The sequence below is a fragment of the Methylococcus capsulatus str. Texas = ATCC 19069 genome (assembly GCF_000424685.1).
Classification (GTDB): domain Bacteria; phylum Pseudomonadota; class Gammaproteobacteria; order Methylococcales; family Methylococcaceae; genus Methylococcus; species Methylococcus capsulatus.
Window position 1 is genome coordinate 571,641 of the sequence record NZ_KE384224.1, and the last position, 25,296, is coordinate 596,936.

Below are 25,296 nucleotides of genomic sequence, written 5' to 3' on the forward strand. Positions count from 1 at the left end.
TCAGCGCTCAGGCGGCCGGCGTGCCGCCGTGGAACACGAGTTGCGACAGGAATTCGTCGCCCTGTTCGATGCATTCGATGCGGGTGATGCCCGCATTGGCCACCTTGATGTGGAACAGGTTGGCGAGCGGCACGTCGAGCACGTGCGCGATCACCATGCGGATCGTGCCGGCATGACAGACGACCAGGACGTGCTTGCCGAGGTGCCGTTCCAGCATTTCCTTCCAGGCCGAGATGACGCGGCTGCGGAAATCTCCCAGGCCTTCGGCATTTTCCGGACGGTGGTTGAGGGGATCCCGATAAAAGCGCTGCAGCACGCCGGGATCGTATTCAGTGGTGATTTCTTCCCGGGTCTTGCCTTGCCAAGCGCCGAAACCGAGCTCCTTGAAGCGCGGCTCGATTTCCAGCGGTCGTCGATGGCGTTCGGCGAATGCCTCCGCAAACGCCTGGCAACGCAACAGTGGGGAGGTGACGATCACGTCCCACGGGCAATGCCGCCCCACCGCTCGCCACATCTGCTCCCAGCCCACGGCGCTCAACGGGTCGTCGATCTGTCCCCGATAGCGGCTGCCGCCGGCCGGCTCGCCGTGGCGCATCAGATCAACCAGGGTATTGCAGCTTTCGCCGGCCATCAGCTCCCCTGCAGAGCCGCCAGGCGAACCCGCGCCTCGGCCACGGCCCGTTTCACGCAGTCCGGTGCGGTGCCGCCCGGGTGCGAACGCGCCGCCACCGAACCCTCCAGCGTCAGGACCTGGTAAACGTCCGGCCCGATGACGCTGGACAGGGATCGAAGCTCTTCCAGCGGAATATCCGCCAGGTCGCGGCTGCTCTCCATCCCCAAGCGGACGGCCTTGCCCACGATTTCATGGGCGTCGCGGAAGGGCGTCCCGCGCCGGACCAGGTAGTCGGCCAGGTCGGTGGCGGTCGCATAGCCCTTGCGGGCCGATGCGTACATGGCAGACCGGTTTGGCCGCACGTGCGGCATCATGTCGGCAAAGGCGCGAAGGCAGCCGGACAGGGTGTCGACCGTATCGAACAGCGGCTCCTTGTCCTCTTGGTTGTCCTTGTTGTAGGCGAGCGGCTGGCTCTTCATCAGGGTCAGCAGCGCGAATAAATGGCCGAATACCCGTGCGCTCTTGCCGCGGATGAGTTCGGGCACGTCGGGGTTTTTCTTCTGCGGCATGATCGAGGAGCCGGTGCAGAAAGCGTCGGGCAGATCGATGAAACCGAATTGAGCCGAGGTCCAGAGGATCAGCTCCTCCGAAAAACGTGAGAGATGCATCAGCACCAGACTGGCACAGGCCGCGAACTCGATGGCGAAATCGCGATCGCTGACGGCGTCCAGCGAATTCGCCGCCGGCCCGGAGAAGTCCAGCAGCGCCGCCGTGTAATCGCGGTCCAGCGGGAAACTGGAGCCAGCCAGGGCCGCGGCCCCCAGCGGCATGACGTTGACCCGCTTGCGGCAATCGCGCAGGCGGTCGTAATCGCGCGACAGCATTTCGTACCACGCCATCATGTGGTGGCCGAAAGTGACCGGCTGCGCCACCTGGAGATGAGTGAAACCCGGCATGATGGTGGCGGCCTCGCGCTCGGCCAGATCCACCAGCGCGGTCTGCAGCCGCAGGATCATTCCGCAGATACGGTCGATCTCGGTGCGCAAGTACAGGCGCACGTCGGTGGCGACCTGGTCGTTGCGGGAACGCCCGGTATGCAGCTTCTTGCCGGCCTCGCCGATCCGCTGGGTCAGACGGGCCTCGATGTTCATGTGCACATCTTCCAGGCTCACCTCCCACGGAAACTGGCCGGCCTCGATTTCCGCGCCGATGGCTTCAAGGCCACTGACGATCGCCTGCAGTTCCTCACGGGTGAGAAGCCCCAGCCGCTCCAGCATCGTAGCATGCGCGATCGAACCCCGGATGTCGTGGGAAGCCAGCCGCTTGTCGAAATCCACCGATGCAGTGAAGGCCTCGACGAAGGCATCGGTCGCCTCCTCGAATCGCCCACCCCAAAGCTTTTGCTGGATACTCATTGCATCTTCCACTGCGAGGTTCAAAGCAGCCCATTATAAACCCAACGCCGCCGGAGCTTCGCCCATCCCCGCCGCTTGTAGTAGCATTTATGTCCATGAGCGGCAACCACGAGCTCGCCTGATACCATAATAAGGAAACCATGCCACAATCGACCGACCTTCCCGCCTGGCGGACTCTTTCCGAACACTTCAAGACCATTGCCCCCCGCCATATGCGCGACATGTTCGCCGACGATCCGGGGCGTTTCGAGGCCTTTTCCGTCCAGCTGGGCGATCTGCTGTTCGACTACTCCAAGAACCGGATCACCCGGGAAACCGTCGCGACGCTGATCCAGCTCGCCGAGGAGGCCGGTCTGCGTGAAAAGATCGATGCCATGTTTCGGGGCGAACGGCTCAACGTCACGGAGAACCGTGCGGTGCTTCATGTCGCCCTGCGCAATCGCTCCAACCGTCCGATTCGGGTCGACGGCAAAGACGTCATGCCGGAGGTCAACCGCGTTCTCGACCGCATGCGCCGCTTCTCTCAGTCGGTCCGCACGGGAGAATGGCGCGGCGCGACCGGCAAGGCCATCACCGATGTGGTCAACATCGGCATCGGCGGGTCCGACCTGGGCCCGAAGATGGTGGTCAAGGCACTGCAGCCTTACGCAGACCCGCGGCTGCGCGCACACTTCGTCTCCAACGTCGACGAATCCGACCTGGTCGAGATCCTCAGGCCGCTGAATCCGGAAACCACGCTGTTCGTCGTCGCCTCCAAGACTTTCACGACCCAGGAGACCATGACCAACGGCCGTTCGGCCCGCGCCTGGTTCCTGGAACGCATTTCGGACGAATCCGCCATCGCCCGTCACTTCGTCGCTATTTCGACCAACCGGAACAAGGTCGCCGAATTCGGCATCGATCCCCGCAACATGTTCGAATTCTGGGACTGGGTAGGTGGGCGCTATTCGCTGTGGTCGGCCATCGGCCTCCCCATCGCACTGAGCGTTGGCATGGACCGCTTCGAGGAACTGCTCGAAGGCGCCCATTTCGTCGATGAGCATTTCCGCACCGCCCCGTTCGAACGCAACATCCCGGTGCTGATGGGCCTCCTGGGCATTTGGTACATCAATTTCTTCGGCGCCCAGAGCCATGCCGTGCTGCCGTATGATCAGTACCTGGAGGATCTGCCAGCCTATCTTCAGCAGGCCGACATGGAAAGCAACGGCAAAACCGTCGACGTGGAAGGCCGGCCGGTGAACTACTCCACCGGCCCCGTCATCTTCGGCCAGCCCGGCACCAACGGCCAGCATGCTTTCTACCAGTTGCTCCATCAAGGCAGCATGCTGGTGCCCTGTGATTTCCTTGCGGCGGCGGAAAGCCATCACCCTCTGGCCGAACACCACGACATCCTGATCTCCAATTTCCTGGCTCAAACCGAAGCGTTGATGCGGGGACGCACCACGGATGAGGCCAGGCAGGAGATCGCCTCGGAAGAACTGCCCGCCGAACGCCTCGAAGCGCTGGCGGCCGCCAAGACCTTCCCCGGCAACAAACCGACCAACAGCTTCCTGTACCGTCGGCTCGACCCCCATACCCTGGGCATGCTGATCGCCTTGTACGAACACAAGATTTTCACCCAGGGCGTGATCTGGTACATCAACTCCTTCGACCAGATGGGCGTTGAACTCGGCAAACAGCTGGCGAAGACCATTCTGGCCGAACTCCCCGGCGATGCCCCCGTCGCTTCGCACGATGCTTCCACCAACGGCCTGATCCGATACTTCAAGTCGCTGCGCTGAGATTTTTTCCGATGGAGGAGGATGCCGGCAGCATGGATGGTGAAAAAGCCGACGAAGGTCTCATCGCGACCCACCTGGTCGTCCTTCCCTGGGATGAAGCCGAACCGGCAAGAGCTTTTTTCGAGGCGATCTCCCTAGACCGCCGTCCCGCATTCTTCCTCCCCGCTCTTCCCGACACAGCGTTGGCCAAACTGGCCGAGGCGCCGCTGGCGGTGACGATCGCCGAACCCGGCGCTCCCGTTCTGCCGTCCCATGTGTACATCCCTCCTTCGGGAAAATATCTGTCCATAGAAAGCGAACGGCTGAGGCTGGATGACGCGCCCGCCTCCGGCCATCCGCTCGATCATTTCCTGCACTGTCTCCCGACGGATCGCCACGGCCGGACCGCGGTCGTGCGCCACCCCGGCGCCTCGAGCCGGGAACACGAGCTCCTGGGCATGATCGAACGCGCCGGCGGCCTGGTATGCGCCGTGGCACCGTTCGAGCCCGGCGCGGACGCGCTGGAATCCGCGGCGGAGACCATTGCGCAAACCGTCGAAAACTGGCTGCGCAGAGAGGAGGGAGACGACTCAGAAACCCTGGCGGCGATTCTCGAACTGGTTCGTAGCCGTTCCGGTGCCGATCTCCGTGCCTACAAAGTCCCGCCACTGCGGCGCCGCATCCAACACCGCATGGGCATCGCCCGCGTCGAAGACACGGCCGGTTACCTGAGACTGCTCGAAAGCAGTGAGGACGAACTGGACCGCCTGGCCGAAGATCTGTTGATCGGGGTCACCGCCTTCTTTCGCGATGCCGAGGCCTTCGCGCTGCTGGAAACCACCGTCGTCCCGGCCATTTGCGGGGAAGGTAGAGCCGACCGACCGGTCCGCTGCTGGATCGCTGGCTGTTCCACCGGCGAGGAGGCCTATTCGATCGCCATTCTCTTGACGGAAGGATTCGAGCGCGCCGGACAACGGCCGCGCCTGCAGATCTTCGCAACCGACGTGGACGCCGAGGCACTGGAATTCGCCCGCCATGGTCTGTATTCCGAAGCGGCTCTGGCGGGCGTCTCCGAAACGCGCCTGGAGCGCTACTTCGTCCGGGAGGGCGAAGCGTACCGCATCTCGAAACAGATCAGGGAATCGATCGTCTTCGCGCTCCATAACCTGATCGGCGACCCGCCGTTTTCCAGGCTCGACCTGGTGGTATGCCGCAACGTCCTGATATACCTGAATGCGACGACTCAGGAGAAGCTGCTCGAAATCTTCCACTTCGTTCTCAACCCCGGCGGCCACCTGTTCCTGGGCAGTTCGGAAAGCCTCGGCGAGGCCGCCCGCCTGTTCGACGAAGTTTCCCAACCCTGGCGGATATTCCGGCGCAATGACGCCGCCGCAGCGGTGCGGCCCAGCCTGCCGCTGTCTGCCCCGGCGACCACGGCGCGCGTCGCAGAAGGACGGATCCTGGCCGCGGATCCCAAGGCGCACGAAATCCAGGAAAGGCTGTTCCGCGAACTGCTCGAACGCCACGCCCCTACCCTGATCATAGCGAATGCACGGCATGAAGTCCTCTACACCAGCGGAAACGTTCAATCCTATCTGGAACTTCCCGCTGGCGAACCCACCCTCGAGCTGTTCAGGCTCGTCAGGCCGCCGTTGCGTACCATGCTGCGCTGCTCGCTGGACCGGTGTGTCAGGGAGAGACGAAAGGTCGCCGCCGTGGCGACGGGCGCCAACCACGCGTTCCCGCTGCCGGAAGCGGTCCGGATCACCGTCACTCCCCTCGCCGACGGCGAGGTCTTCGAGCTGTTTCTGATCGGGCTGGAGGAAGAAACGCCGGGCGATCCGGGCGCGTCCGCGACGGCCAGGACCGGGGACGACGGCTGGCTGTTGCAGCAGCTCGAGCGGGAACTGGCGGCGACCCGCGAGGACCTGCGGCAAACCATCGAGAAAAGCCGCCACGTGAACGACGAACTGCGGGCCTCGAACGAAGAAATCATGGCCATGAACGAGGAACTCCAGTCGGCCAACGAAGAGCTGGAAAGCTCGCGGGAAGAACTGCAGTCGCTCAATGTCGAACTCACCGCCACCAACGCCATGCTCGACGCGAAGGTCGGAGAACTGGAAGCCACCACCAACGACCTCAATAATCTCCTGGTCGGCACCGACCTGGCGATACTCTTCCTCGACTGCGACCTCAACATCCGCCGCTATACACCCGCCTGCAACCGGCTGATGCACCTCATTCCCAGCGACATCGGCCGGCCTTTCGCCGATATCGTCCACCACTTCGAAGACGACGAACTGTTCACCGACGCAACAGACGTGCTCAGGGGCGCAGAGCCGAAGAGCCGGGAGATCCTCGACCACCAGGGAGCCTGGTATCTCCGCAAGATCCTGCCCTACCGGTCGCGGGACAACTGCTGCGTGGAAGGACTGGTGATCACCTTCGGCGAAGTGACCTCGCTGAAACAGGCGGAACACGAACTGATCGCGCAAGCGGCGGAACTTCGCCAGCAGGCCGAGTTGCTGAAGCACGCCCATGTCCTGGCGCGTGATCTCGAAGACCGCATCGTGTTCTGGAACACCTACGCCGAAAAATTCTACGGCTGGACCAGGGACGAGGCACTCGGCCGCACCTCTCACGAATTGCTGAACAGCCGGTTTCCCCTCCCCTTGGCCACGATCCGCCAGAAGGTGCTGGCCGACGGCCATTGGAAAGGCGAACTCACCCATGTCGACCGGCAAGGCAGGGAAAGAACCGTGGCAACCCACTGGGAACTGTACCGGGACGCCGAGGGCGTGCCACGCGCCATCGTCGAAGTCAACAACGACATCACCGAGCGCAACAGCTTCGAGGCCCAGTTGCGGCAAAGCCGCCACTACCTCGATTATCTGGCGTACTACGACCCCCTGACCCAGTTACCCAACCGCTTCAGGTTCCAACAGCGGCTGGAACAGGCCGTCTCGCAGGCGCTGGCAGGCGGCAAACGGCTGGGCCTCCTGTTTCTCGACGTCGACCGATTCAAACTCATCAACGACTCCCTGGGCCACGAGGTGGGCGATAGCGTCCTCCTGGAGATCAGCCGCCGCCTCGAGGAACGGCTGGGTCCAGGGGACACCCTGGCGCGCATCGGCGGCGACGAATTCGCCGTGCTGATGGAAGACCTCGACGACATCGGTTATGCCTCGCGCTTCGCCCTGGCGGCCATCGAGGCCGTCAAGACACCGGTGGTACTGGACCGGCATGAGCTGTTCGTCAGTCTCAGCGGCGGCATCAGCCTGTTTCCCGAAGACTCCCGCGACGCCGACGGCCTGCTCCGCAGCGCCGACGCCGCCATGTTCCTGGCCAAGGAGAAAGGCCGCGGCAATTACGAGTTCTTCACCCCCGACCTCAACCGGCGGGCAAACCGGCTGCTGTCGATCGAAACCCGGTTACGAAAAGCCCTGGAAAACGGGGAACTGGAGCTCGCCTTCCAGCCCCAGATGAGTCTGCAAAGTGGCGCCGTCACCGGCGCCGAAGCGCTGGCACGCTGGAACAGCCGCGAACTGGGACGGGTCCCCGCGGACGAATTCATCCAGGTGGCCGAGGACAGCGGCCTGATCGTCCCGTTGGGCAAATGGGTCATCCGAACGGTCTGCCAGACGATCGCCGGCTGGCAACGGTCCGGCCTGAAGCCGGTCCGCATAGCCGTCAACATCTCTGCGCGCCAGTTCCGCGAGCCGAATTTCGTCCGGCTGGTCGCCGACACTCTCACCGAAACCGCTGTAGATCCGACCTTGCTGGAGCTCGAATTGACGGAGCGGTTGCTCTTGCAGGACGTGGATACGGTCGTAAGGACGCTGCTGGAACTCAAGCGTACCGGCGTAAGTTTTTCCATGGACGATTTCGGCACCGGCTATTCTTCGCTGAGCTATCTGCGCCGTCTGCCCTTGAGCCATCTCAAGGTGGCGCGCGAATTCGTCCCCTGGGGCGCCGACGATTGCAACAATCTTTCGATCTCCCGCGCCATCGTTTCCCTCGCCAAAAGCCTGGAGCTGAGCTGCACCGTCGAAGGCATAGAAACCCAGGCGCAGTTGGACTGCTTCAAGACTCTGGGCTGCGACCAGGCGCAGGGTTATCTGATCAGCCCGCCGTTGCCGCCCGGAGAATTCGAGGATTTCCTCCGCCGACCCCTGCCGTTCAAACCTTGAGTCGCGACCAGGGGGCGAGCCGCGGCGGCTTTGCTATACTTGCCTCCCCTCGCCCCATCCCGGACATTCCCGCACCCACCCATGGCGGAACACATCCTGTTCCTCACCGGCAAGCTGGCCGAGAAGCAGCTGCATCGGATTCTCGAGGAGATGGCGCCGGAATTCGAATACACGGTGCACCAACTCGGTCTCAGTGTGGCCGCGCTGATGACCGCGGACATGATCCGCCGGCGGCTGAAAGACACCTTTGGCGCCGACCGCATCCTGGTGCCGGGGCGCTGCCGCGGCGACCTCGAGACCCTGTCCCGGGACCTGGGACTGCCGGTGGAACGGGGGCCGGAAGAACTGCGCGACCTGCCGGAGTTCTTCGGACGGGCGGCCAGGAAGCCGGATCTCAGCCGCTACGATCTGAGAATATTCGCCGAAGTCGTCGATGCCCCCCACCTGGATGTCGACGGCATCCTCCGCCAGGCCGCCGACTACCGCAGACACGGGGCGGACGTGATCGACCTCGGCTGCCTGCCCGCCACGCCATTTCCCCATCTCGAAGCAGCGATCGCCGCATTGAAACGGGAAAGGTTCCAGGTCAGCGTGGACTCGCTGGAAACTGCGGATCTGGTACGAGGGGGCGCGGCCGGCGCCGATTACTTGCTCAGCCTGCACGAAGATTCACTGTGGGTCACCGACCAGGTGGCCTCCATCCCCGTCCTCATCCCTGCCCGGCATGGCGATCTGGATTCGCTCGACCGCGCCGTGGCCGGGATGCGATCGCGTGGCAAACCGTTCCTGGTCGATCCCATCCTCGACCCCATCCATTTCGGCTTCACCGATTCCCTGACGCGCTACCACGAAACCCGCCGCCGCCATCCGGAGGTCGAAATCATGATGGGCGTCGGCAACCTCACCGAACTGACCCATGCCGATACCGCCGGCATCAACGCCCTGCTGCTGGGGGTGTGCTCGGAACTCGGCATCCGCGCCATCCTGACGACCCAGGTCAGCAAACATGCGCGGCGGGCCGTGGCCGAAGCCGACCTGGCGCGGCGAATCATGTTTGCCGCCCGCGAACTGAATGCACTGCCCAAGCACATGGGTGACGGCCTGATGGCGCTCCATGAACGTGCCCCCTTCCCTTACTCGGAAGCGGAGATCCGGGAGCTGGCCCAGGCCATCCGCGACCCCAGTTACCGGATCCAGATCAGCGCCGCCGGTATCCACATCTTCAACCGGGACGGCTTCCACAGCGCCGCCGATCCATTCCAGCTCTATCCCTCCCTGGGCGTTGAACACGACGGCGGACACGCCTTCTATCTCGGCGTGGAACTGGCCCGCGCCCAGATCGCCTGGCAGCTTGGCAAACGCTATGTCCAGGACGAAACCCTGGACTGGGGCTGTGCGGTCGATCGCCAGGAAGCGACGGCAGACCCGCATGCCTACAAACCGGCCGGGACCACGCTGGCCAAACCGAGGGATGACTGAATCATGATCCGCGAAACCCTGGTGACCACGACCGCCGCCGGAGAAACCGCGCACATCGCCCCCATGGGCATCCACGTGCCGGCCACCGATTCGAAGAGCGGCGGAGCCGACTACCTCATCATGCCGTTCCGGCCCTCCCGGACCCTGGACAACGTCCTGGCATCCGGCTGCGCCGTGGTGAATTACAGCGACGACGTCCGGATCTTCGCCGGCTGTCTGACCGGCCGCCGCGACTGGCCGCTGGTTCCGGCCGACCGCGTCGCCGGCCAGCGTCTGGGCGGCGCCCTGGCGCACGCCGAACTCGAACTCGTCCGGCGGGAGGACGATCCGGAACGGCCGCGCCTCTACTTCCGCGTGGTGCACGAGGCCAACCACGCGCCGTTCCGCGGCTTCAACCGCGCCCAGTTCGCGGTGCTGGAAGCCGCCATCCTGGTCAGCCGTCTGCACTTCCTGCCCTGGAGCAAGATCGAGCGGGAGCTGGATTATCTGCGCATCGGCCTGGACAAAACCGCCGGTCCCCATGAACTGGAGGCCTGGAGCTGGTTGATGGAAGCCATCGAAGCGTATCAACGCCAGAGGGAGGAAATCGAATGACCGGCATGCTCGCCAGCGTCCGCAACCTGACCGAGGCGCGCATCGCCCTGGAGGCCGGCGTCGACATCGTCGACCTCAAGGCACCCGAGTACGGCAGCCTGGGCGCCTTGCCGGCGGACGAAGTAGGCCGGATCGTGGCCGAGATGGAGGGCACGGTACCGGTCAGCGCCACCATCGGCGACCTGCCGCTGGAACCGGACCCGATCTGCCGCGCGGTGCGCGAAATGGCCGACACCGGCGTGGATTACGTCAAGATCGGCATGTTCCGCGGCGGCGACTGGAGCTCCACCCTCGCGGCCCTGGCGCAGCTGGCCAGCCACGGCACGCGCCTGGTCGCCGTACTGTTCGCAGACAATCTGCCGGACTTCGACTGGATTGCCCGGCTGAAGAAGGCGGGCTTCGCCGGCGCGATGCTGGACACCCAGGACAAGGCCTCGGGCCCCCTGACCGCGATACTGGACCGCGCCGCGCTCGAACGCTTCGTCGGCGAAACCCGCGCTCAGAGTCTGTTGTGCGGCCTGGCCGGCTCGCTCCGGAGCCAGGATGTTCCTGGACTGCTGAGCCTCGAACCCGATTACCTCGGCTTCCGCGGAGCGCTCTGCCACGGCGCCCGGCGTACCGCCGGAATCGATCCCGAAGCCCTGGCCGACGTGCGACGGCTGATTCCGTCCGCTCCTCCCCGGCCCTTCTCATCGCAGGCGTCATGATCTACGAAAATTTGCTCCGCCCCCTGCTGTTCCGGCTGGATCCCGAAACCGCCCACGAACTGAGCCTGTCGGCCCTGCGGCTGGCGGCGAAGCTGGGGCCGGCCAATCCGTTGAAACAGTCCCTGCCCACCAGCCCACGCACCGTCATGGGACTGGAATTTCCCAACCCGATCGGTCTCGCCGCCGGCCTGGACAAGAACGGCGACTGCATCGACGGCCTGGCTGCGCTCGGCTTCGGCTTCCTCGAAATCGGGACGGTCACTCCACGCCCCCAACCCGGCAACCCCAGGCCCCGGCTGTTCCGTGTGCCCGAAGCCGGCGCCCTCGTCAACCGCATGGGCTTCAACAACTCGGGCGTAGCGCACCTCATCGCCCGAGTCCGGCAAACCCGCTACCGCGGCATCCTCGGCATCAACATCGGCAAGAACCTGACGACTCCGGTGGAACGAGCGCTGGACGATTACCGGGAGGGGCTGAAAGCGGTCTATCCGTATGCCCACTACGTCACCCTCAACGTCTCCTCCCCCAACACGCCGGGCCTGCGGAGCCTGCAATTCGGCGCCCTGCTCGATGAATTGCTGGACGGTCTGATGGGGGAACGCGAGGAGCTGACCGCACAACACGGCAAACGGGTGCCGCTGGCTCTCAAGGTCGCGCCGGACATGGATTCGCAGGAAATCAAGGCGCTGGCCGGCGCTGTGGTCCGCCACGGGGTGGACGCGGTCATCGCCACCAATACCACGGCTTCGCGGGATGGTGTGGAGGGACTGGAGCACGCCGATGAGGCCGGCGGCCTGAGCGGCAAGCCGTTGTTCTTGCGTTCGACCGAGGTCGTCGCCCGGCTGGCCGATGCCCTCCAAGGCCGGGCGCCCATCATCGCCTGCGGCGGCGTCTTTTCCGGCGCGGATGCGGTGGCGAAATTCGAAGCCGGCGCCAGTCTGGTGCAAGTCTATACCGGCTTCATCTACCGCGGCCCAGCCCTGTTGGCGGAAATCGGCCGAGCCGTCGCCGCACTATGAGCTACGTTGCACTTGCGACTCGACAATTCGAGGCCTTGACGGACTTCTACGGCAAGGCACTCGGTTTCACGGTCTTGAAGCGATGGGATCGGCCGGACGGCCGCGGCTGTGTGTTCGACCTGAACGGGCTGAAACTGGAAATCCTGGATGCCGCCCGGGAAAAGGCGGCCTTGGAACTCGGTCCGGTCGGCGACCGAATCCATCTGGTGATCGAGGTCACCGACGTGGATGCCGCCCACCGCGCCCTCGCCATCCACGCGCCGCCTCCGATTACGACGAGTTGGGGGAGCCGAACGTTCAGCCTGCGCGATCCGGACGGCACCGCCGTGTGCTACCTGCAATGGGTCGCAGGCTGAGCCGGCTCAAGCCGTCGCCGCGCCCGTGTCGATGTCCTCGCCCCAGCGTCTGGCCCGGCCGACGTCGATGTCGAACAAATCCAGCACCCGGCACACCGTGTCGGTGACCATGTCGTCGATGGTCTGCGGCCGGGTATAGAACGCCGGCACCGGCGGCATGACGATCGCGCCGCATTCGGTCACGCTGAGCATGTTGCGCAGGTGGATGGCGTGCAGCGGGGTCTCACGCACCAGCAGCACCAGCCGCCGCCGCTCCTTCAATACCACGTCGGCGGCACGGGTCAGCAGGGTACTGGTCACGCCGGTGGCGATCTCGGCCAGCGTCCGCATGGAACATGGCAGAATCACCATACCGGCGGTCCGGAACGATCCGCTGGAAAGCGCCGCGCCTACGTCGTTCGCGCCATAGCTCACGCTGGCGAGACCGCGCAGCGCCGCGGCGCTCAGCTCCAGCTCGTGCGCCCGGGTCAGATCGGCGGCCCGGGACACCACCAGGTGCGTCTCGATCCCGGTCTCCTTCAGCAGCTCCAGCAGCCGCGCACCATAGATGATTCCCGTGGCACCGCTGATGCCGACGATGAGGCGTTGGGGTTGTGGCATGACAGGCTGGCTTCCAATCAGTGTGTATCTCGATTGTATCCCGAGCCAATCTCCGATTCCCGCCCTTTGTTGGCGGCGCGGGCGGGGAAACCGGATTTTGCTAAACTGCCGCAGCCGCCTTGGATCGAGCCGACTTCATGCTCGAACAACAGCGGAGCCGAATTCCAGGAGTTATCGGCCACCCTGCGATCAACCACAGACTGCTCCCCCGTGATCGAATCCCTCATCCGCGCGGTCCTCCGGCAACGCCTCGTCGTGGTGATCCTGGGCTTGTGCCTGCTGGGCTTCGGGATCGACGCAATGCAGGAACTGTCGGTGGATGCCTTCCCCGACGTGACCAACGTCCAGGTCCAGGTCGCGGCGGAGGCGCCGGGGCGCTCGCCCGAGGAGGTCGAGCGCTTCGTGACGGTGCCGCTGGAAATCGCGATGACCGGCCTGCCGGGCCTGACCGAGATGCGCTCGGTCAACCGCAACGCCCTGTCCCAGATCAACCTGGTGTTCAGCGACGACACCGACGTCTACTTCGCCCGCCAATTGGTGCTGGAGCGGCTGATCGAAGCGGCCGCCCAGTTGCCGGAAGGCATCACGCCGGTACTGGGGCCGGTGTCGACCGGCCTGGGCGAAGTCTACCAGTTCACCCTGGAGCGCCCGGACGACGGCGACCGTGTCCTGACCGAGCAGGAGCTGACCGAGCGCCGGACCATTCAGGACTGGGTGGTCCGCCCCTTGTTGCGCGGCGTCCCCGGCGTCGCGGAAATCAACTCGATCGGCGGCTTCGAGCGGCAGTATCAGGTGCTCGCCAACCCGGACCGGCTGCGGCACTACGGCATCTCGCTCAAGGACATCTACACGGCCCTGGCGCTCAACAACGCCAACAGCGGCGGCGGCAAGCTACCCCGCTATGCCGAGCAGTACCTCATCCGCGGGCTGGGACTGATCGAAAGCATCGAGGACATCCGCAACATCGTGCTCAAGGAAAGCGGCGGCACGCCCGTGTTCATCCGCGACGTGGCCGAGGTGAAGATCGGTCACGCAGTCCGCTACGGGGCCGTCATCAAGAACGGGCAGACCGAGGCCGTGGGCGGCATCGTGATGATGCTCCGCGGCGGCAACGCCAAGCGCATCGTCACGGAGTTGAAGGAACGGATCCGTGAGATCAACGACAAGGGCATGCTGCCCGGCGGCCTGAAAATCGTGCCTTACTACGACCGCACCACGCTGGTCGACGCTGCTGTCCACACCGTGACCAAGGTGCTGGTCGAAGGCATCACGCTGGTCGTCGTCATTCTGCTGCTCTACCTGGGCGACGTCCGCTCCAGCCTGATCGTGGTGGCAACCCTGGTGGTCACGCCGCTGGCGACCTTCATCGTCATGAACCGCTACGGCATTTCGGCCAACCTGATGTCGCTGGGTGGGCTGGCGATTGCCATCGGCATCATGGTCGACGGTTCGGTGGTGGTCGTGGAAAACACCTTCCGCCACTTGGGCGAAATGAAGGACTCCGGGGAAACCAAGCTGCAGGTGGTGCTGCGCGCCGCCGCCGAGGTCGGCACGCCGGTATTGTTCGGGGTCGGCATCATCTGCCTGGTGTTCCTGCCGCTGATGACCATGACCGGCCTGGAAGGGAAGCTGTTCGCCCCGCTGGCCTACACCATCGCCATCGCGCTGTTCATTTCGCTCATCGTATCGCTGACCCTCTCGCCGGTGCTGTGCGCCTACCTGCTCAAAGGCGGGGCCGAGCGCGACACCCGTATCATCGCGGCGATGAAGCGCCCCTACCTCGCCCTGCTGCGGGTTGCGCTCGGCCGGCCGCGGACGGTGGTCGCCCTGGCCCTGGCCCTGCTGGCCTCGAGCCTTGCGCTGTTCCCCTTGCTGGGCACCTCGTTCGTTCCCGAGATGAAGGAAGGTTCGATCGTCACCGGCATCAACCGGGCCCCCAGCATGTCGCTGGACGAGTCGATCGAAATGGAGACCGAGGCGATGCGGCTGGTCATGCAGGTCCCGGGCGTCGAACGCGCCGTTTCCCAGCTCGGCCGCAGCCAGAACCCCACCGACACCCAGCCGGAGAACGAATCCACCCCCATCCTCACCCTCAAGCCGGTGGACCAGTTGCCGCGCGGCTGGGACCAGGACGACGTGATGGAGGCGCTGGCCGAGAAGCTCAAGGTGCTGCCGGGCGTTCAGGTCGTGATGGCCCAGCCGATCTCGGACCGGGTCGACGAGATGGTGACCGGCGTGCGGTCCGACATCGCCATCAAGATCTTCGGCGATGAACTCGAGACGTTGAAACGCAAGGGCGAGGAAATCATCCGGGTGCTCAACTCGATCCGGGGTTCGGCGGACATCCGGATGGAGCGGGTCAGCGGCCAGCAGTACCTCACCATCGACATCGACCGCTGGGCCATCGCCCGCCACGGAATCAACGTGCAGGACATCAACGACATCATCGAAACCGCGATCGGCGGGCGCGAGGCAACCCAGATCTACGAAGGTGAGCGACGCTTCCCGGCGGTGGTGCGATTCCCCGCCGACTTCCGAGACAGTGTGGAAGCCATCGGTAAGATCCTGCTGCGCTCCCATCATGGTGCGCTGGTGCCGCTGGAACACCTGGCCGAAATCCGGCTGACCGATGGCCCGGCCCAGATCAGCCGGGAAATGGCCAAGCGCCGCCTGGTGATCGGCGCCAACGTGCGCGGCCGCGACCTGGGTGGTTTCGTGGCCGAACTGCAAAAGGCCGTCGGCGAAAAGGTCAAGCTGCCCGAGGGTTATTACCTCGAGTGGGGCGGCCAGTTCGAGAACCTGGAGCGCGCCATGAATCGCCTGCTCGTCATCGTTCCGGTCACCATCGCGGCGATCTTTTTCCTGCTGTTCCTGCTGTTCGATTCGCTGCGATTCGCCAGCCTCATCATTCTGGTCCTCCCCTTCGCCTCCATGGGTGGGATTTTTTCCCTGTTCGCCTCTGGCGAATATCTGTCGGTGCCCGCTTCGGTCGGCTTCATCACGCTCTGGGGTATCGCGGTGCTGAATGGCGTCGTCCTGGTCTCCTACATACGGAGTCTGCGCGAAACCGGCCTCGATCGCGAAGCCGCCATAGTCGAAGGCTGCAAGCAGCGTTTCCGGCCGGTCATGATGACCGCCACCGTCGCCATGCTGGGCCTGGTGCCGTTCCTGTTCGCCACCGGCCCCGGTTCGGAAGTCCAGCGGCCGCTGGCCATCGTCGTGATCGGCGGCCTCATCACCTCGACGCTGCTGACCTTGGTGGTATTGCCGACCCTGTACCGGTGGTTCGACGATCGCGCCTCGTCCTGACCCCTGCCAGAATTTCGGAGGGCTCCGGTAGCATTTTGTAACTCTTCTTGTTTCTCCGAATCCCCCTTTGTCCAGGGGCTGCCGGCTCCTATGCCGTATGCCCTTGAATTCCTCCTCATTCTTGGTACGTTGAATTTCGAGGCAGCCATTCTTCGCTGCATTCACGTCCCGACGTTCCGCCCTCTGGCAGCGTCATTCCCATTGCCCGAATCCTGGGCAGTTATTTTTCTAGGAGGAAAATGCCCTATGCGTACCGAAACCGTTCAGCCGATCGCCGTCATCGGTATGGCCTGTCGCTACCCCGGCGCCGGAAACCTGTTGCAACTGTGGGAAAACATACTCAGCCGCCGGCAACAGTTCCGCGAAATACCCAACGTGCGATTGCCGCTCACCGACTATTACGACCCCGACCCCGCAGCGCCCGACAAGACCTATGGACGCAAAGCCGCCGTCCTTGACGGCTTCGAGTTCGACCCCGGCACTTATCGCATCCCCAAATCGACGTTCGAGGCCACGGATATCGTCCATTGGCTTTCCCTAGCCACGGCCCTGGAGGCGCTGAACCATGCCCGCGTCCGCCCCGACGCCCTTCCGAAGGACACCGCCGGCGCGATCATCGGCAACACCCTGACGGGCGAGGAGACCCGCGCCGGCACGATGCGCCTGCGCTGGCCTTTCGTCCGCAAGGTGCTGCGAAAAACGGCGCAGGCGCGCGGACTCTCCGAAGACCTGATGCAGGAATTCGAAACCGCGATGGAAGACGTCTACAAATCGGTGTTCCCGGCGGCCAGCGAAGACACGCTGGCCGGCGGCCTGGCCAATACCATCGCCGGCCGCATCTGCAATTACCTCGACTGGCACGGCGGCGGTTACATCGTCGACGGCGCCTGCTCATCCTCGCTGCTGGCGGTGGCCACCGCCGCCGATTACCTGCAGCAGGGCAAAATGGACCTGGCGATCGCCGGCGGCGTCGACGTGAGCCTCGACACGCTCGAACTGATCGGCTTCGCCAAAGCCACCGCCCTCACCCGCGATGAAATGCGGGTCTACGACAGGCGCGGCAAGGGATTCATTCCCGGCGAGGGCTGCGGCATGGTAGTGCTGAAACGGCTGGAGGACGCCCGCCGGGACGGCGACACGGTCTATGCGGTATTGCGCGGCTGGGGCGTGTCATCCGACGGCCGCGGCGGCATCACCGCGCCCAGCGCGAAGGGCCAGAGCCTGGCGCTGCTGCGCGCCTACCGGGCCGCGGGTTATGCCCCACAGACGCTGGCATTCGTGGAAGGTCACGGCACCGGCACCGCCGTCGGCGATCGTACCGAGCTCGAAGGCGTGGCCGGCGCACTGGCCGCATACGGAGCGGTCGAGGACCATTCGGTCGGCATGACCTCGTTCAAGTCGATCGTCGGTCACACCAAAGCGGCGGCCGGCATCGGCGGATTCATCAAGGCGGTCCTGGCGGTCAACCGGCGTGTGGTGCCACCCACCGCCGGCTGTACCGAGCCGCACCCCAGCTTCGCGGAATCGGCGCGCGGGCTTTACCCGGTGCTGGACGGACAGCTCAGGGAGCCCAACGAGTGCCTGCGCGCCGGCGTGTCTGCCATGGGGTTCGGCGGGATCAACTGCCACGTCACGCTGGAAAGCGGTGACCCGCCGTCCCCGGAACTCGAACCTTCCTTGCCGGAGCGGGTGCTGCTGGCCAGCCGTCAGCACACGGAAGTTTTCCCCTTCTCGGCCGCTGATCCGCACTCGCTGCGTCAGGCCGTGTGTGAATTCCGCCGGCAGATCGAGGGAATGGCGGTCGGGGAGTTGGTGGATGCGGCCGCCCGGGCAGCGACTCTCGCCGGCGACCATCCCTGGCGGGCGGCTGTGGTCGCCGGTTCGGTCGAGGAGCTCGAATCCCGGCTCGAACTGCTGGAGCGGCAGCTGGAGCAAGAAACCCCGGCAGTGACCAGCCTGTGGCAAGGGGATCAGGTCTGGATCGGACATGCCATCTCGCCGCAGCGAGTCGGGTTCCTGTTTCCGGGCCAGGGCTCCCAGCAGATCGGGATGGGCCGCAGTCTGGTCGAGCGTTTCGAATGGGCGCGGGACACCGTCACACGCTCGGATGCCGAAGCCGCGACCTTGCGTCTGGAGGACCCGGACGGCCGCTTGAGTCGGCTGTACCTCCGCTCCACTGAGCGTGATCCGGCGAAAAAGCTTGAACCGGCCTGGATGGCTGCGCTGACCGCCACCGAAAATGCCCAGCCTGCGATCTGCACCGCCTCCCTGCTGTGGCAACAGCGGCTGGAATCGCTCGGCATCCTTCCTTCCGTGGTGGGCGGACACAGTCTGGGCGAACTCACTGCGCTGGCCGCGGCCGGCGCGTACGACGCATCCACGCTCATCCGTTTGGCCACGCTACGGGGGCTCGTCATGGCGGCTCCGGAAGGCGAGGCGGGCGCGATGGGCGTGCTGGCCTGCGACGCCGCGACCACCGAGGCGATCCTGGCCCGCGAAGACCACGGCTATTGCGCGATCGCCAACATCAACTCACCGTCGCAGACCGTCATTTCGGGTGAGCGGGCGGCGGTTGCCCGTGCCGTCGAGCTGGCGAATGCCGACGGCATCCGCGCCAGCCTGCTGCCGGTATCCAATGCCTTCCATTCGAGGCTGGTCGAAAGCGCGGCGGAAGACTTCCGACGCAACGCGGACGTCCCCGAGCGCGCCGGTGAGCTGATCGTCCGGGTGTTCTCCAGCATCGACGGCAGCGAAATCGCCTCCGGCGTGGATCTGCGCGCCCACCTGTCCCGCCAGATCGTATCGCCGGTGAATTTCACCCGTCTGCTGGAAGCGATGTCGGAACATTGCGACTGGCTGGTGGAAGTCGGCCCCGGTCGGGTACTGTCCGGACTGGCGCAAAGCCATGGCAACGGCCGCGTGCGCCCCTGCCTGCCGGTCGAAGGAAGGCCAGGACGCGACGCCGATTTCAATGCAGTGGTAGCCGAAGCCCATGTCCGCGGGCTCGCCCTGCGCTGGGAACGCTTGTACGAAAACCGGCTGGTCCGGCCCTTCGTGCCCGCCTCCGCACGCAAGTTCTATGTCGCCCCGTGCGAACGTGAACTCAGTGCCGTCCCCATGGTCGACGGCAACCGGACCGTCCTCAGAGACGGCGCGCTGCGCCGGACCGGCGAACGAACGGCCTCCGATCTGGCCCAGCTGTCGGAGACGCTGACGGCGGCCTTCCGTGATGCCGTTCATGCCGATCACGCCACCGTGTTGTTGTTCGAGCAGAGCGAGCAGTCCTTGCGGGTGGTCCTGCCTTTCGACATGTTCGCCAACCGGCTGAGCGCCGCCGACGGCATCTTCGCCGACGTGCTCCGTTCCGGGGCGCCGGAGGCCATCGAAATCCTCGGGGAAGATCCCCGCGTCCAGGCCGAGCTCGAGACCCTTGGCGTCCCGCCTTCCTGGACCGCGCTGTACGTGCCATTCCCCAGCGGTGCCGGCCACCCGCTCGGGCTGGTTCGCGTCGCCCGACGACCGGGGGAGCCTTTCACGCCCATGGACGCGGAAATTCTGGCGGAACTCGCAGCGATCGCCGCACCCGGCCTGATCCAGGCCTACCTGGCCGAACGCGCCCGTGAGCTGGATGGCATCGAGACGATGCTGCACCGTGTGGTAGCTGGGGAAACGGTGGACCCACACCCGGAGGCGATCATCGGCAACCTGGTGGAATCGGCCAAGGACAGCCTCGGGGCCGAATACGGCGCGCTCCTGCTGCACGATCGTGATACCGCCATGCTCTATCCCGCCTTCGGCGCTGCGGCCGAAAAGCTGGGCCTGAGCGCGGAGCGCGGCATTCCTGGGGAAGTTTTCACCACCCGGCGCTCACTGCATCTGGCCAATGCCCACGCCGACCCCCGTTTCGAGCCCACGCTCGACCGACTGGCCGGCGTCAGAACGCGCGCGGTGGACTGCGTACCCGTCCTCACCATGCAGCATCTGCCCCTGGGCGTGCTGCTGCTGATCAACCGCCGGTTTCCGGGCAACCGGGACTACCTGACCGAGCTGGGCCTGAGAATCGGAGCCCTGCTCGCCAACCGTCCGTTACTCGATCGCATGCGGTCCATTTCGCAGAACCTCAAGGGCGAATTCTTCGCCGACGTCCGGCCCGCCATCATCGAGCACCGGCCTGAACCGGCGGCCGCCGCTCCGGCATCCGCAGGCACGACGTCCGCCTCGGCGCGCGACGTGGTGTTGGCGCTGCTGGCCGAACGTACCGGCTTCGCGATCGACACGTTGAAGGACGAGGCCCGCCTGATCGATGACCTGAACCTGGACTCGATCAAGATCGGCACCTTGCTCGGCGATGCCGCCATCCGCCTGGGGGTGCAGGGAACGATCGATCCGATGCACCTGCACGCCGACACCGTCGGTAGCGTCATCGCCGCTTTCGACGCCGCCGCGCCGACACCTCCCGTGGCCTCTCTCCAGCCGGTCCCGGCGATGGACCTGGTGCTCGACCTGGTTGCCGAGCGCACCGGGTTCAGCCGCGACTGCCTGGCACCGGACCAGCGACTACTGGATGACCTCAACATCGACTCGATCAAAGCAGGCGCGCTGCTGGGCGATTTGATCCTGGCCACGGGCACCCAGGACCGGATCGACGCCGCGTCGCTGGCCAACGCGACCCTGGAAGAAATCGCCGCGGCGCTCCAGACGGCGACCGGCGGAGAGGCCGCCCGTTCCAAGCCGGCTGCGGCAATCGCCAAGGCACCCGCCAGACGCCTGCACTGGGTCCGGGCATTCCGCCAGTCGAGAGTGGCCGCCCCGCTCGTTTCGCCTTGTGACGCACCGGAACCACCGGCCGGCGAATGTCTGGTCGTGCTCCCCCTCGCCGGCGCCCCGTTTGCAGAGCATCTGGGGCGACGCCTTGCGGCCCGGACGGTGAACGCAGGCGATCTGGAACGGGCCCAGCTCCCTGAAGACACGCAACGGCTGGTGATCGTACTGTCGGATGACGATGCGCCGCGCGCCGGTTCGGTCGCCGACGCCGGGGTCGACGAACTGGCCGTCGTTCACAGACTCGCCCGACAGACTCCCGCCCTCTGGCGGAACCTGAACGGCATCTTCTTCCTCCAGCGCAGCGGCCGAAGGGGGCTGCCGGGTGGGCGAACGGTCAGCGCCTGGTCGTTCGCCGCCAGCCTTTCGCTGGAACGGCCGGAACTCGAAGTCGGCGTGATCGATTTCGACCCGGCTCTGACCGCGGATTTCGTCGCGGACCGGGTGGCGGCGGAACTGTCCGGCCAGCCCGGCTACAAGGCGGTGGAATACGATGGCGAGGGCAAGCGCTGGAGCCGCTGCATCGAGCGGATCGAACCCGAAGACTGCACCCCGCGCTCGATCGAATGGTCGGCCGAAGATGTAGTGCTGGTCACTGGCGGCGGCAAGGGCATCACCGCCGAATGCGCCCTGGCTTTCGCCCTCGAGACCGGTGTCCGGCTCGCCCTCATCGGACGCTCGCCGGCACCGCAGCCGGGCGAATCCGGTGAACTCGCGGCGACCCTCCGGCGCTTCGCCGAAGCGGGTGTCGACTGCCGCTACTACGCCGCCGACGTCGCCGACCTCCAGGCGATGGAACGGGCGATCACCACCATCCACAGCGAAATGGGGCCGGTGACCGGGGTGATACACGGCGCCGGGACCAACACCCCGCGGCCGGTGACCGAGGTGTCGGCCGAACAGGCCCGACGCGAAATCGCACCCAAGCTGAAAGGCGCCGAGAACCTGCTGGCCCTGTTCGGGAACCGTCCGCCCAAACTGTTCGCGGCACTGACGTCGATCATCGGCGTCACCGGCATGATGAACAATGTCTGGTATGCCTATTCGAACGAGGCGGTGGCGCGGCTGCTGGACGGATTCGCGCAGGCGCACCCGGAAACGGCGGTGGTCTGCCACGCGTTCAGCGTATGGGACGAAGTCGGCATGGGCGTGAAACTCGGTAGCGTCCGCCATCTGGGCCAGTTGGGCATCGACGCGATTCCGGTCGCCGAGGGCGTGCGCCAGTTCCTACGCTGGATGCGCACGGCGCCGCCGACGCGGGAAGTGATCGTGGCCGCCAGCGCCGACGGTCTCGCCACCTGGGTCCGTCCTCCGGTGACCGAGGTATCCCCCCCGGCCGGCCGCTTCCTCGGCGAAGTGCAACGCTTCGAGCCAGGGATAGAACTCATCACCCAGGTCAGCCTCGACACCCGGCACGATCTCTATCTCACCGACCACGACTACCGCGGCTCCCTGCTCCTGCCTACGGTCATGGGGCTCGAAGCCATGGCCCAGGCGGCGCTGCGGGTCGCGGGTGAAGCCGGGGCGGAAGTGGTACGCATCGAGGACATCCGCCTGGAACGACCGATCGTGGTGAATCCGGAAAGGCCGCAACGCATCGAGATCCGGGCACTGGCGCTGGAACGCACGGCGGTGTCGGAGCCGATCGTGGTGGAAGCATCGGTCCATGCCGAACAGACCGGCATGGAACCGGCGCATTTCGCCGCCCGCTTCGTGCTGGGGCGGCGGCGAGACGCTGAGGCGGGAGAGACCGCTCTGCCGCCGCGCCAGCTGCTGGGCATCGTTCCGAAGGTCGATCTCTATGGCAGCGTGCTGTTCCAGGGGCCGCTGTTCCAGCGTATCAGCGGCGTGGAATCGTTGGACGACAGCCATGTCGTGTTCGTGACCGAAGCGCGGGCCGAAACCGTACGTGCCCCCGAGGGATTCTCGGACACGGTGCGGGCTCCCTTGGTGCTGGGCGATCCGTTCTACCGCGACACTTTGCTACAGGCCGCCCAGATATCACTGACACCGGAGATCTGCCTGCCGGTCCGTATCGGACGCATCGACCTCTATGGCGGCGATGCGCCCGGCACGAGCTATCGGGCCGAAGCCAAGGTCGTCGGACGCAACGGCAGCCGGATACTGGGAGAAGTCACGGTGTTCGACGGCCAGAACCGGGTCATCGAGCGCATCACTGGCTATGAAGTGCAGAGGCTGGATCGGCGCGCCGATCTGCCGACCCCGGCCCAACTGCTGGCGCGGGCGAACCTGTCGGACGACCCGGCGCTGCAGGGCGAAGCGGACCAAAGGGCCCGTGAATTCGGTCTTTTGGCTCCATCCGTGATCGTCCGCCACATTCCCCATCTCCATGCCAGCAAGCGCGACAGAAGGCGCGTCATATGCCGTCCGGTCTTTCACGCTGCGGTACGTGAGGCAGGGATCCGCTTCGCCGTCGATACGTCGCACCTCGAGGTATGCTGGCTGGAAACCGGCAAACCGGTGCTGTACCGCTCGCACAGCCGGTCGGGAACGGCTGCGGCGGGCGGACTCTTGGAACCGGAAGCGGCTTTCGCACCGCTGGAAGTATCGCTGAGCCATGACGATGAGGTTCTGCTTTGCGTTGCCGGCATGGGGCTCCAAGGCTGCGATCTGGTGAGCCCGATCCAGCGCAGCCGGGATCAATGGCGTGCAATGCTGAACGCTGGGCTGTTTGCACTCGTCGACCACTTGGAACGTGAAGGGGACACACTGGATGAGGCTGGAACGCGGATTTGGTCTGCACTGGAGGCGGCTATGAAGGCTCTCGATACCCGCGACATCACGCTGGACATCGAGGCCCGACATGCCGATACCGTCCTGTTCCGCGCCACCTGGGAAGAGGTCCGGGTGCGGGTCATGAGCTTCCCGACAATGGTCGCCGGACGGAAGCGTTGCATGGTCGCCATGGTCGTAAACGGCGGATCGAATCTGAACGGCAAGGATACGCTTGATCGAGAACAGCGTGACGATAGCTCACCGGAGACGGCGGAGGTCGGGCCGGGCCGGGACGTTGCGGCAGTGATTCAACCCGAGACCGTAGCTGGACGCGATGGATCTTGGACTCGTTGGCTGGCAGCGGGCGGAAACCCCTCCGATTTTCTCCGGGTTGAAACCCATATCGCCGACCCGGATTGCGACCACCATATCGCGTTCCGTTTTCCTTTAGCCTTCAAAGATGGCGCCAACGCCGACGGTACGCTTTATTTCTCCCGCTTCTTCGAGTGGATGGGACGGCTCAGGGAAATGGCACTAAGACCCGTTTTAGCCCGGCTCACCGACGAATTCACATCGGGCGAGCATGCCTGGGTCACCAACCGTTCCTGGGCATCCATCGAAAGGCCGGTACATGCGGGGGAGGTCATGGAGGTATCATGCCGCTTCCTTGGCCGCAATGGCCCCGGGGATTCGACGGTCACCGTCGGATTCGAATGGCACCGGGTCCTGCCTGAGGGGACGCAGGAGCGCGTGGCAACCAGCCAGATCCAGATGACCTGGGCCAGGGTCGTCTCCCACGGGGTGGTCACGCCCGAACCGTATCCGCCGTATCTCGACGGCTTCTTCCGAGAGCTCGGATCCACGGCAGACGGGTTCGAACAACATGACCAACCCAGCCATGTCCCTGCACTGGACCGCATCGGCGCCGCCTTGTGGCGCGAAAAACCGGGGCCCGTCGCCGGCATGGTGCTGTCCGAGCAGAATGTCGTCACCTCGCCGAATGACGCGAATTTGGTGGGCAATATCTACTATTCGAAGTACTATGAGTTGCAAGGGGTACTCCGGGATGGCTATTTTTACGGTATCGTTCCCGATGCCTATCGGATCGGCGAAGCGCAAGGAGGCTTCCGGTGCATCTTCACCGAAGTCCGGCACCTCCGGGACGCAATGCCGTTCGATACCATCAAAGCCCGTATGTATTTGGCAGGGATCCACCAAAAAGGAGTCGTACTGGCATTCGACTTTTTCCGGCTCATGCCCGGCGGCCGACTGGAAAAACTTGCCACCGGCACGCATGTAGCGGCCTGGAGGGCGACGGCGGAAGCCGGCAGCATTGCTGACCTGCCAGCGGCTCTGCGTGACCATTTGCTCGGCAAGGTCAGGAAAGAGATACTGGCGATGAAGAGCAGATCGGCTGCTTGACGGAAACCTCGCTTGAAATACCTCGCCCGCCCTTTCCTCCCGGGAGAGGGCGGAAACGAGGGCTATGGCGAATGGGTACAATGGTTGGCATCCGGAGCGTCCATTCCCCATGGCTACGATACGCAAGGCCGCCTCAAAATCCAGGAAGTTCGTCCCGACACCGAAGATGGACCGAACGGTGGCGGACTCCCCCGGCGAAGGCGCTAAAATATCTCCGCCACGTCACGACGGATGGGGCCACGAGGACAAGAACCAATCAATGCCTGATCCCCGCG

General features: G+C 65.0%; 12 protein-coding genes. 9 read left to right on the top strand and 3 right to left on the bottom strand.

Annotated features, from left to right (window positions below; genetic code table 11):
• Positions 1–7 precede the first annotated feature (7 nt).
• Complete coding sequence (locus H156_RS0114070) at positions 8–631, bottom strand: histidine phosphatase family protein (RefSeq protein WP_010960532.1); 624 nt, start codon at positions 629–631, stop codon at positions 8–10.
• On the bottom strand, positions 631–2,028 hold the full coding sequence (gene argH / locus H156_RS0114075; protein ID WP_017365830.1) for an argininosuccinate lyase: 1,398 nt from the start codon (positions 2,026–2,028) through the stop codon (positions 631–633). The genes H156_RS0114070 and argH overlap by 1 nt, the downstream gene beginning before the upstream one ends.
• A 140-nt stretch (positions 2,029–2,168) precedes the next feature.
• On the opposite strand from argH, the gene pgi reads away from it, so the two are divergent.
• The 7 genes from pgi (at position 2,169) to H156_RS16220 (ending at position 12,133) form a co-directional block, all read left to right on the top strand.
• Positions 2,169–3,809, top strand: coding sequence for a glucose-6-phosphate isomerase (pgi, locus tag H156_RS0114080; protein ID WP_017365829.1), 1,641 nt, complete (start codon positions 2,169–2,171; stop codon positions 3,807–3,809).
• Between the two features lie 32 nt (positions 3,810–3,841).
• Complete coding sequence (locus H156_RS16215) at positions 3,842–7,978, top strand: EAL domain-containing protein (RefSeq protein ID WP_161625749.1); 4,137 nt, start codon at positions 3,842–3,844, stop codon at positions 7,976–7,978.
• A gap of 81 nt (positions 7,979–8,059) precedes the next feature.
• Positions 8,060–9,457, top strand: a complete 1,398-nt coding sequence (locus H156_RS0114090; protein ID WP_017365828.1) for a DUF6513 domain-containing protein — start codon at positions 8,060–8,062, stop codon at positions 9,455–9,457.
• Positions 9,458–9,460: 3 nt separating this feature from the next.
• Positions 9,461–10,051, top strand: coding sequence for a DUF447 domain-containing protein (locus H156_RS0114095; RefSeq protein WP_017365827.1), 591 nt, complete (start codon positions 9,461–9,463; stop codon positions 10,049–10,051).
• A complete protein-coding gene (locus H156_RS0114100; RefSeq protein ID WP_017365826.1) occupies positions 10,048–10,758 on the top strand; it encodes a (5-formylfuran-3-yl)methyl phosphate synthase in 711 nt (236 codons plus the stop codon). The genes H156_RS0114095 and H156_RS0114100 overlap by 4 nt, the downstream gene beginning before the upstream one ends.
• Entirely contained in the window at positions 10,755–11,777 is a 1,023-nt protein-coding gene (locus H156_RS0114105) for a quinone-dependent dihydroorotate dehydrogenase (protein WP_026597628.1), read from the top strand. Before H156_RS0114100 ends, H156_RS0114105 begins: the two co-directional genes overlap by 4 nt.
• Entirely contained in the window at positions 11,774–12,133 is a 360-nt protein-coding gene (locus H156_RS16220; RefSeq protein WP_017365824.1) for a VOC family protein, read from the top strand. Before H156_RS0114105 ends, H156_RS16220 begins: the two co-directional genes overlap by 4 nt.
• 6 nt (positions 12,134–12,139) lie before the next feature.
• Here the strand turns inward: H156_RS16220 and H156_RS0114115 are convergent, their stop codons facing one another.
• Entirely contained in the window at positions 12,140–12,733 is a 594-nt protein-coding gene (locus H156_RS0114115; protein WP_010960523.1) for a UbiX family flavin prenyltransferase, read from the bottom strand.
• Positions 12,734–12,943: 210 nt separating this feature from the next.
• Between H156_RS0114115 and H156_RS0114120 the strand changes: the two genes are divergently transcribed.
• Positions 12,944–16,042 carry an efflux RND transporter permease subunit gene (locus H156_RS0114120; RefSeq protein WP_017365823.1) on the top strand — a complete coding sequence of 1,033 codons (3,099 nt, stop codon included), beginning with the start codon at positions 12,944–12,946 and terminating at the stop codon, positions 16,040–16,042.
• 246 nt (positions 16,043–16,288) lie between these two features.
• Positions 16,289–25,021, top strand: a complete 8,733-nt coding sequence (locus tag H156_RS0114125; RefSeq protein ID WP_017365822.1) for a type I polyketide synthase — start codon at positions 16,289–16,291, stop codon at positions 25,019–25,021.
• Positions 25,022–25,296: the final 275 nt, after the last annotated feature.

Coding starts and splice junctions, on each gene's coding strand:
- H156_RS0114095 (WP_017365827.1), top strand. CDS start 9,461: ATGATCCGCGAAACCCTGGTGACCACGACCGCCGCCGGAGAAACCGCG.
- H156_RS0114090 (WP_017365828.1), top strand. CDS start 8,060: ATGGCGGAACACATCCTGTTCCTCACCGGCAAGCTGGCCGAGAAGCAG.
- H156_RS0114070 (WP_010960532.1), bottom strand. CDS start 631: ATGGCCGGCGAAAGCTGCAATACCCTGGTTGATCTGATGCGCCACGGC.
- H156_RS0114125 (WP_017365822.1), top strand. CDS start 16,289: ATGCGTACCGAAACCGTTCAGCCGATCGCCGTCATCGGTATGGCCTGT.
- argH (WP_017365830.1), bottom strand. CDS start 2,028: ATGAGTATCCAGCAAAAGCTTTGGGGTGGGCGATTCGAGGAGGCGACC.
- H156_RS0114100 (WP_017365826.1), top strand. CDS start 10,048: ATGACCGGCATGCTCGCCAGCGTCCGCAACCTGACCGAGGCGCGCATC.
- pgi (WP_017365829.1), top strand. CDS start 2,169: ATGCCACAATCGACCGACCTTCCCGCCTGGCGGACTCTTTCCGAACAC.
- H156_RS0114115 (WP_010960523.1), bottom strand. CDS start 12,733: ATGCCACAACCCCAACGCCTCATCGTCGGCATCAGCGGTGCCACGGGA.
- H156_RS16220 (WP_017365824.1), top strand. CDS start 11,774: ATGAGCTACGTTGCACTTGCGACTCGACAATTCGAGGCCTTGACGGAC.
- H156_RS16215 (WP_161625749.1), top strand. CDS start 3,842: ATGGATGGTGAAAAAGCCGACGAAGGTCTCATCGCGACCCACCTGGTC.
- H156_RS0114105 (WP_026597628.1), top strand. CDS start 10,755: ATGATCTACGAAAATTTGCTCCGCCCCCTGCTGTTCCGGCTGGATCCC.